The organism is uncultured Hymenobacter sp. (assembly GCF_964242765.1).
In the GTDB taxonomy this organism is placed as follows: Bacteria; Bacteroidota; Bacteroidia; order Cytophagales; family Hymenobacteraceae; genus Hymenobacter.
Map to the genome: position 1 here is coordinate 1 of NZ_CAXTBM010000116.1, position 9,676 is coordinate 9,676.

General features: G+C 51.8%; 8 protein-coding genes and 1 pseudogene. 7 read left to right on the forward strand and 2 right to left on the reverse strand.

Features of this window, described 5'->3' with window-relative positions; translation table 11 throughout:
* Positions 1-425: 425 nt before the first annotated feature.
* A pseudogene (locus ACFE7X_RS24405) lies at positions 426-733 on the forward strand (CHRD domain-containing protein).
* 247 nt (positions 734-980) lie between these two features.
* On the opposite strand, the gene ACFE7X_RS24410 reads toward ACFE7X_RS24405, so the two are convergent.
* Positions 981-1,802, reverse strand: a complete 822-nt coding sequence (locus tag ACFE7X_RS24410) for an alpha/beta fold hydrolase (protein WP_375438289.1) — start codon at positions 1,800-1,802, stop codon at positions 981-983.
* Between the two features lie 595 nt (positions 1,803-2,397).
* Here ACFE7X_RS24410 and ACFE7X_RS24415 point away from each other — a divergent pair.
* The 6 genes from ACFE7X_RS24415 to ACFE7X_RS24440 all read left to right on the forward strand — a co-directional run bounded on the left by ACFE7X_RS24415 (position 2,398) and on the right by ACFE7X_RS24440 (position 9,228).
* Positions 2,398-2,886, forward strand: coding sequence for a GAF domain-containing protein (locus tag ACFE7X_RS24415; RefSeq protein WP_375438290.1), 489 nt, complete (start codon positions 2,398-2,400; stop codon positions 2,884-2,886).
* A gap of 733 nt (positions 2,887-3,619) precedes the next feature.
* A complete protein-coding gene (locus ACFE7X_RS24420; RefSeq protein ID WP_375438291.1) occupies positions 3,620-4,360 on the forward strand; it encodes an EboA domain-containing protein in 741 nt (246 codons plus the stop codon).
* A gap of 62 nt (positions 4,361-4,422) precedes the next feature.
* Positions 4,423-5,328 (forward strand): TatD family hydrolase, encoded by a 906-nt coding sequence (locus ACFE7X_RS24425; RefSeq protein ID WP_375438292.1) that lies wholly within the window; start codon positions 4,423-4,425, stop codon positions 5,326-5,328.
* A gap of 12 nt (positions 5,329-5,340) precedes the next feature.
* Positions 5,341-6,252, forward strand: a complete 912-nt coding sequence (gene eboC / locus ACFE7X_RS24430; protein ID WP_375438293.1) for a UbiA-like protein EboC — start codon at positions 5,341-5,343, stop codon at positions 6,250-6,252.
* A 265-nt stretch (positions 6,253-6,517) separates the two neighbouring features.
* On the forward strand, positions 6,518-7,798 hold the full coding sequence (gene eboE, locus ACFE7X_RS24435; RefSeq protein WP_375438294.1) for a metabolite traffic protein EboE: 1,281 nt from the start codon (positions 6,518-6,520) through the stop codon (positions 7,796-7,798).
* A 56-nt stretch (positions 7,799-7,854) separates the two neighbouring features.
* On the forward strand, positions 7,855-9,228 hold the full coding sequence (locus ACFE7X_RS24440) for an alkaline phosphatase family protein (RefSeq protein WP_375438295.1): 1,374 nt from the start codon (positions 7,855-7,857) through the stop codon (positions 9,226-9,228).
* Between the two features lie 27 nt (positions 9,229-9,255).
* Here the strand turns inward: ACFE7X_RS24440 and ACFE7X_RS24445 are convergent.
* A partial coding sequence (locus ACFE7X_RS24445) for an alkaline phosphatase D family protein (protein WP_375438296.1) occupies positions 9,256-9,676 on the reverse strand: 421 nt, incomplete at its 5' end.

Genomic DNA, 9,676 nt, shown 5'->3' on the forward strand with positions numbered 1-9,676 from the left:
ACATCGCCAAGGTCGTCGGCATCCGCCTCTCCCTCAGCTGTGACCCCGTCGCGCAACATGCGCCTCCCAATTGATTACATCTTTTATCCAACTGCTTGCTCTTCCTCAGCCTAGTGCCGCCCTGCCTGATGCTATAGGCATGACCGAAAAGTTTCCGTGGCTAATGTTCAAGGCAACACCTGCAATGGGATCTACTATCCGTGTTCGAAGCAGGTTTCCTGAGAAATAAACCGAACAACAAATCACGCAAAAGCACTAATTTTCATTTTCTAAACTTCACCTCTATCCATCCCGTGGTTAAAAGACTTACTACTCTTGTATTACTATCTGCTGGTCTAGCTTCAATCTCGGCCTGTGAGCAGGAGGCCACAGCACCTACTACCACCACCTTCACACTTAGTGCTGCTCTCAATGGCAAGCAGGAAGTGGCCGTTAATAGCTCAACGGCTAGCGGCACCCTGACTGGCTCGTACGATAAAATAACACGCACGCTGTCGTATAAAGTCACGTATCAAAGCATTACGCCGTTAACTGGCCACATCCATCAAGGTACGGCCGGTTCAATGGGCCGCTGATCCTTTCCTTTTCCTCAGGTGCCTCATCCCCCATTGCAGGTACCGCCATCCTAACGGAAGAAGAGGGACAGAAATTATTAGAAAACGGAACGTACGTTGACTTCCACACGGCCGCTTATCCTACTGGCGAAATTCGAGGCAATATATCGGCAAAGTAGGCCTCCTATTCTGCACTATTTTGAGCCGGTCATAGCTTACTTTTCATGGCAGCGCTAGGCATGTTCTCTTAGTTGCTATAAAGTAGTAGCGTTTAAACTAAGTTGTTTTTCATTGAGTTTGATTTGATCAGCGACGGCAGGCTCCCTAAAAAACTATCCCCTGGGTATCAACGGCGAGACTTGTCGTTGATACCCAGGGGATAGTTTTTTAGCGGGTTACTCTTTTTGGCTTTGGGCAGTCGTGCAGCTACCAGCCACGTTGTAAGAAATGGTCGATTGTAGAGACTGTTTGTTCAGAAGCAGTTAAGTGGGGGCAATGCCCTGTAGTTTCCACCACAACCAATTCGCTGTCGACGAGTTGCTGCTGCAAGTAAAGGCCCACGGAGAGCGGGGCAACTACATCGTGTGCCGATTGAATGATGAGCGAAGGGGTCAACAAGAACGGCAGCAATTCACGGTTGTCGGAGAGAAAGGTGACGCGAGCGAAATGCTGGGCAATTTCGGGATTGGTGTGCACAAAACTGTTGCTCATCTCCAGCACTAGTTCAGGCCGGTTACCTGGACCAATCAAGACGGGCGCCATAGCGTTTGACCACCCATTATAATCGCTCTCCATAGCGGCCAGCAATTCGTTGATATCAGACTGCTCGAAGCCCCCGGCGTACCCATTATCATTGAGAAAGCGCGGAGAAGGTGAAATCATCACGAGTTTGGCAAAGCGTTCAGGCTCGCGAATAGCCGCTAGCACGCCAATCATGGCCGCAATGGAGTGGCCCACAAAAACTATATCGTAAAGCGCTAGTGAGCGCAGCACATCCAGCAAATCATCAGCATGTCCTTGCAATGTGCTGTGTGTTGTGTGGGGGCTGTAGGCCCGGCTGTCCGACTTGCCAGCCCCAATCAGGTCAAAGAGTACTACTTGATAGCGGTCTTCATAGCATGGAGCTATCAAACGCCACTGGCTTTGGTCGGCTCCAAGCCCATGCAAAAACACAATGGCCTGAGGACCTGCGCCGGAAATTGTGACGTTGCTTCGTTCTAGAACGTTTGTGTTAAAAGAAGATACCATTGGGAATAGAGAGGAACAGAGTGGCGCGATGAAAGGTGATACTTGTATTCGCTTATAAAGACAATGCATAAGTCATTTGCACGCAAAAATTATCGCTGAATAACAGCTATTAGAGGGTGAAAGAGAATTCTTTGTCGATAAATGGCTGAATTTTAAATATAAAATTTCTTTGATTTCTATACGATAGATCATAGCTAGCCAACCTAGCTGTAAAACGCTGTTTATATGATTAGATTTAGGTATTCAGTAGAGGTGGCGAGGCCATTCTGCCGCTGTTCTCCAAGCGTGCTTCTGTCAAATTAAGTGACTGAATTTCAGCTAGAAATCCTCAGTTACTGCGACGCTCAACATATAAGTACTGACCGGTGACACCGCCTTCCTTAAGGGTAGGCTACCACATTTTTTCTAGCTTATCTGCGACTGCTAACCCAATGCCTGCGCGCCAACAGGAAATGTATCTACCGACCAGTTTGTAGCGTATGTTGCCCGGGGTCCTTGGTTTCGGTGCTTATATTGAACGCTCCATCAACTTGTTCTGCCGCAAGTCATACATCCATACATCAGCCACCTATTTCCCATTTCAACCGCAACGGTTATGTCACCTACCACTCTTTCTATTGTTTCTGATCTTCAAAGCCAACCGTCTGCTGTTGATTGGCAACGGGTTCTGTCCGATATCCTGTCAGTTTTTGACTGCACTACCGGCACCGTTCACCTTTTAGATCAGAACACCCAATTACTTAAGTTACAGGCGCAACAAGGCATCCCGGCCTTCCTGCTGCCGAAAATGGCAGAGATACCTATTGGAAAAGGAATGGCTGGTATAGCAGCCGAACGCCGGCAACCAGTGGAAATGTGTAATCTACAGACGGACGATTCGGGTGTAGCACGCCCCGCCGCCAAAGAAACCAAAGTGGAAGGCTCTATTGCTGTGCCGATGTTGCTCGACGAGCAACTATATGGTACGCTTGGCATTGCCAAACCCGTACCTTATGATTTTACAGAAGAGGAAATAAAGGACCTTCTCACCATCGGAGAAGAAATGAGCCGTTGCGTACGCGCTATTTCCGCAAAGTCAGCATAACGTCCGCTCCTTGCCAATTCCAGGGCTCCTAGTTTTTCAGTGTGTTTTCAGGCAGCTCTTATAGTTATAGTCCGCGTTTCGTGATAGAGTTACGCCGTATGATACGGCGCGCAACTACTCGGCAAGAAATACACTTATAGGTTGCCACCACTTTGTGCTAGATTCAGCTTGCATATTTTGGCGCTTTTATCCCTTCTAAGCTTCTAAAATGTAGAGGCTTAGAGGGGGCACAAGGCCTGTAGATCCAACATTATTTTGTGATAAATCCAAATCGAATAGAAAGCATCATGTTTTTTATTGGATTCATCCATGTAAATTGCCAGTCTTTAGACATTTTGTCTTGCTTATAAATGGACTGCCACTATAAATATGAGCACTTGAATATGAGTGTTGAATTGAGTTTAAACTAGTGTGCCTGACAAGAGCATTCTTCTCGTAACCAACCACTACGTTTCACGACCGTCCCTCTGCAAAAGAAAATACCCATTAGCTCTTCAACTTCTCCTTCTGAAGCCTTCTCTCGCCTAACTTTCTTGGGGGTTTAGGAGTTCGGCAAAGTTAAGCTTGTCTTTTATTCCTTGTATTTTCTTGTAAAGCCGGCATGCCAACAGAAGCTTACAAAACATATTTCCAAGCTATCCTAATGGCGCAGTTGCCGGATAGCAACTGGGCTTGGTTGCGGAAACAACTGGACGCAGTAGCGTCCGATAAAGCTTTTTATCTTGCTTTTAGTGTGGCACCACGTTTCGTTGGGAAGCAGCCATTGTCATTTACTGCTGAGCATTTAAGGGAAGCTCATTCTATTCGCCCTGGATTTAATCCGCAGGTATGGACTGCCGACCAAGCCGCTCGCACCTTGCTGCTTTTACACGCTCCGCACCAAAGCCCATCGGAATATATAGCAAAGCTAGATCGGCTATTCAGTACGGCGGATCTTGGGGAGTTAGTGGCCCTTTATGCGGCTTTGCCACTGCTACCCTACCCGGAACTACACGTTCAACGAGCGGCCGAGGGGGTACGCACCACCATGACCAGTGTGTTCGATGCTATTGCGCTGCGCAATCCTTATCCCCACGATTACTTGCCGGAGGAAGCCTGGAATCAACTGGTACTCAAGGCCGTATTTAATGCGCGTCCCTTGCATCAAATTTATGGTTTAGATCAGCGTCGGAATGCTTCTCTCGCCCAGATGCTACTAGACTACGCGCATGAACGCTGGGCGGCCGGCCGAACACTCACCCCTGAAGTGTGGCGGCTAATGGGCCCTTACCTAACAGCCGACCATCGGCCCGATTTGCAGCGCCTCTTGCTTAGCAACAACGCGTTGGAAAACCAAGCGGCCTTCTTGGCTTTATCAGAAAGCAATAACCCGATAGCAAAAGAACTTCTTAGCCAGTTCCTGACGGGTGAGCAAGCCAGCCAACCTGCTTTCTTCACTTGGCAAAGCATAGGCGAAAGCGCCTATACCAGCTAAACGGCTAACCTGGGCCTAGCACCTCACTTTTCACAATCGAACAACTCTTAATACCTCTTCTTATGCTCTTTATCGATCCGCACGTGCACATGACTTCGCGCACGACCGATGATTACGAAGCTATGCGTAACGCAGGCGTAGTAGCCATCATCGAGCCCGCGTTTTGGATGGGCCAGCCTCGGACGCAGGTAGGCACCTTCCAAGACTACTACAGTCATCTGATTGGCTTTGAGCGGTTTCGCGCCAGTCAATTCGGAATTAAGCACTACTGCACCATCGGCTTGAATTCCAAGGAGGCTAACAACGAAGCGCTGGCCGAGGAGGTGATGGAGTTGTTGCCGCTGTTCGTTTGCAAGGAGGGGGTTGTTGGCGTAGGAGAAATTGGGTACGACGACCAAACCGCCGCCGAGGACAAGTATTATCGGCTACAGCTGGAACTGGCTAAGGAAGTGAACTTGCCGGTACAGATTCATACGCCGCACCGTGACAAGAAGAAAGGCACGCTGCGCAGCATGGAAGTGGCCCTGGAGCATGGGCTGGACCCAGGCATGGTTATCGTTGACCACAACAACGAGGAAACGGTGCAGGATGTGCTCGACCGGGGGTTCTGGGCAGCTTTCACTATTTACCCGCACACCAAAATGGGCAACGAGCGCATGACTGAAATCGTGAAGCAGTACGGCCCGGAGCGCATCTTCATTAACAGCGCCGCCGACTGGGGCATCAGCGACCCGCTGGCTGTGCCCAAGACAGCTCAACTAATGCTTGAGCGCGGAATTTCAATGGAAGCCGTGCAGTTAGTTGCCTACCAGAACGCACTGACGGCCTTTAGCCAGAGCGGACAGATAACTGAAAGTGATTGGCTGACAGCTAATGCTATCGACCAGAGCCAAAAGTTTTCCGGTAACTCTATCCTACGTGGCGGCCAAACTCCGAAAGTAGAAGATAATCCGACCATCATTCGTTAGGAACCACTGCGTATGAACCGGTTTTTCGCGCACCTAGTACTGATGCGGCCCGCCAACATCATCACGGCCATTGCCGATATTATGCTCGGCTTTGCGGCATCAGGCTCGGTGCAGTTGCTGTTGCGGAACAATCCGGTAACGGCGGCGCATCCGCAGCTACAAGCTCTGTACTGGCTGATAGCTGCCACAATAGGCCTGTATGGCGGCGGCGTGGTATTCAACGATGTATTTGATGCCCGCCTCGACCAGATAGAGCGCCCGGAACGGCCCATTCCTAGCGGAGCCGCCAGCCGCCTGAGCGCGACGATACTCGGCGCGCTGTTACTGCTGGGAGGTATAGCCGCCGCGTTCCAGGTTAACCAGACCAGCGGTTTGGTAGCAGTGGTCGTAGCTCTTCTGGCGTTGCTCTACAATTCTGTGAGCAAACATCATGCGGTGCTGGGGCCACTGAACATGGGAGCTTGCCGTGGAGGCAACCTGTTGTTGGGCCTGAGCGCAGTACCCAGTGCGGTCGGTGCGTATTGGTACTTGGCCCTACTGCCGGTGGTTTACATTGCGGCCATCACGGCTATAAGCCGGGGAGAAGTGCACGGCGGCAACAAGAAAATCTTGCTGGGCTCCTTGGGTTTGTATGGCTTGGTCATTGGCGGCATCCTGGTTTTGATGCGCCTGCCACAGATAAACGGGCTGTATTCTGTGCCATTCCTGGCGTTGTTCAGCTACCTGATTTTTCCACCTTTACTGAAAGCTATTTCCTCTTTAAAGCCGTTGGACATCCGGCTGGCCGTAAAAGCGGGCGTGATGGCGCTAATTCTGCTCGACGCTACGGTGGCAGCTGGCTTCGCTGGCTGGTGGTACGGCCTAATCGTGCTGGCTTTGTTTCCAGTGTCCCGGCTGCTAGCCAACCTGTTTGCCGTAACCTAAAATAGCTGTTGCTTTGGCAGTTAGGATTCTAATTTCCTTGCGGAGTCTGCTGCCTTGTTAGCGAAAGTTCCAGGAGTGCCTTGGGGCAAACCAACCTTTGTACTACTAGCGTAAATGGGCTCCGCATAGAAGTGCCCGAAACAAACACACCGTCAAGTAGTAGCAGCTGTTCAAGACGAAGCAGTTACTATTCTGGCTGCTGGAACCTGTTGCTCTGGTTTATATCCTTGTTCTTTACTCCCTTATTATCAACCCGCTAAGTGCCATGAATATCAATCAGGGCTACCACCTCACCTACTGCACCAACATCCACCCTGGCGAAACCTGGGCGGCGGTTTTCGAGAGCTTAAAGACTTATCTGCTGCCTGTAAAGGCCCGCGTTGCGTCCACTACCCCCTTCGCCGTAGGTTTGCGGCTGTCGGACTTGGCTAGCCGGGAATTAGAGCAAGGCGAGCATCTAGCAGACTTTAAAGTTTGGCTTGATGAGAATGGGTTATATGTGCCCATTATCAATGGGTTTCCTTTTGGCAGTTTCCATGGAGAAGTAGTTAAAGATGATGTGCACCGCCCCGACTGGACCACCCCCGAGCGTTTGGCCTACACCAAGCGCCTAGCTCATTTGCTCGCCGCTTTGCTGCCCGAAGGGTTGGAAGGGGGCATTTCTACCTCGCCACTCTCCTACAAGCCTTGGCTGACAAGCAATGCGCAGCAAACCGAGGTTATCTTGCAGGCCAGCACTCAAAATCTAGCGGAATTGGTTGAGGAATTAGTAAAGCTGCGGCAGCAAACCGGGCGGCTCATTCACCTCGATATCGAGCCGGAACCCGATGGCGTACTTGAAAACTCCACCGAGTTCATTGATTACTACGAGCAGTATCTGCTGCCTCAGGTTTCCGACCACCTGCAAATTCGCCTGGGGCTAAGTTCCGAAACTGCCACCACGGCCGTGCTTGACTGCGTGCGGCTGTGCTACGACGTGTGTCATTTCGCCTTGGCTTACGAAGAACCAGCTGCCGTCTTCGCTCAGCTGGCCGCCAGGGGTATCAAGGTAGGACGGGTGCAAATCAGCGCGGCTTTAAAAGCTGATTTGCCTGCTACCCTAGAAGATCGGCAGGCGTTGCTGCAACAGTTCGAGGCTTTTTCCGAGTCCACCTACTTGCACCAGGTGCTGGTACGCAACCAGGACGAAAGCATCACGCAATACCCCGATTTACCGGCTGCTTTGCCGCATTTACTCGGAAGTCAGGCTCAGGAGTGGCGTTCCCACTTTCACGTACCGGTATTTCTGGAACGCTACCACCTGCTGCAATCCACTCAGCTAGAAATTCGCAAAGTGTTGCAACTGCTCGCTACCCAGCCCATCACCAGCTACCTGGAAGTGGAAACTTACACGTGGGATGTGTTGCCGCCCGCCATCAAGCAGGACCTGGTTGGCTCCATAGAAAGGGAATTGACATGGGTAAAGCAAAACTTTCCTTTATCCCTACCAGCTCAGGAGCGAAGTGCAGCCCCTACCGAAGATCCTAGAATCCCGGCCTGGTCGTAACAGACGAGAGTAGGATCTTTGCGTGGCTGTTTTCAGTATTATATTTTCAAGTGTATATGCGTAAAACCGTAGTAATTGATGTCGTGGGCTTGACCCCAGCGGCTATTGGCGAGAACACTCCATTTCTAAAAAAATGGGCCGAAGGAGCCAAAATGGCGGCCGTCGGGCATGTGCTGCCAGCCGTAACGTGTTCAGTCCAAGCCACCTACCTCACCGGAAAATGGCCCACCGAACACGGCATCGTGGCCAACGGCTGGTATTTCCGCGACGAGTGTGAACCCAAGCTCTGGCGGCAATCCAACAAGCTGGTTGAAGCCACCAAGATCTGGGAAGTAGCCAAGGCCGAGGACCCAACCTTTACCTGCGCCAACATTTGCTGGTGGTACGCCATGTACAGTTCGGCCGACTACACGGTTACCCCGCGGCCGCAGTACCTATCCGATGGGCGCAAAATGCCCGACTGCTACACGTACCCGATGGAACTACGCACGCAGCTAGAAGCCAAGCTGGGAACGTTTCCGCTGTTCGAGTTTTGGGGGCCTCGCACCACTATCAATTCCAGCCGTTGGATTGCGGAAGCCGCCATCGAAACCGATAGACTACACGATCCAACGCTGACGCTGGTTTATCTGCCGCACCTCGACTACAACGCGCAGCGCTACGGCCCTACCGATGCCCGCGTCGCCACCGATTTGCGGGAAATCGACCAAGTGTGCGAGAAGCTGGCTACTTATTTCGAAAGCAAAGGCGCGCAAGTAATCTTTCTTTCGGAATATGGTATTGCCGCAGCTTCGCGGCCAGTGCACTTAAACCGCGTACTCCGGGAAAACGGCTACTTGTCGATTCGTGAAGAACGGGGCTTGGAATTGTTGGACGCTGGCACCTGCCAGGCATTTGCTTTGGCCGACCATCAGCTAGCGCATATCTACGTGAACGATCCGTCGAAACTAGCCGCGGTGCGGCAGTTGCTGGAACAGGTGCCGGGCGTAGAAAAGATCATCGGCCCGGAAGAGAAGGCCGCTTACCACCTCGACCATTCGCGCGCCGGCGAATTGATAGCTGTGGCGGAAAAGGGAGCTTGGTTCACGTATTACTACTGGCTGGACGATGCCAAAGCCCCAGATTTCGCGCGCATAGTGGACATCCACCGCAAACCCGGCTACGATCCGGTAGAAATGTTTACTAACCCCAACATCAAGCTTCTCATGCCCAAAGTAGGGCTGAAGCTGCTACGCAAAAAGCTCGGCTTCCGTATGCTGATGGACATCATCCCGTTGGATGCAACGTTGGTGAAAGGCTCGCACGGCCGCCCACCCGAAACGCCTGTCGAAGGTCCGCTCTTGATGAGCCGGAATACGCAGCTAATTCCCAACGACAACGTGGAAGCAACGGCCGTTTTCGATGTTATCCTGGCGCATCTGCGAGGCTAAAAGAAGTTGCTTTTGCGGTGAGTATCGCTAAGACTCGCTCACCGTTTTGCCGGTAGTGGTGGCAATGTTTTCCACGTCCAGGCTGGCCACGTACCGCCACTGGGACGTGGCCGCCGTCGAGCTAAACTCAGCCAGCACATAGCCCCGCTGGGAAGCATCAAGGTAGTTGAGGTCATCAATGAGGATCTGGGTGGATTGGGCAAAGCTCTGCGCTGCAGCCGTATTGCCGCCAAAAAAGGCTTCAAAGCCGGGCGAAGAAACGGAAGGACACGCAAACTCGGCTCCCACTTTTCGGCCGCTGGCATCTGTTAGGTCGTTGTGCCAAGCGTTGTGGGTGTCACCCGCCAAGGAAATCAACTTCTTGGTTCCGGCCGCCGCGTAGAGCTTCTCCCGTTCGGCAGGATAACCGTCCCAGGCATCGAGGTTGAAGTGCAGCACCGTCGTGACG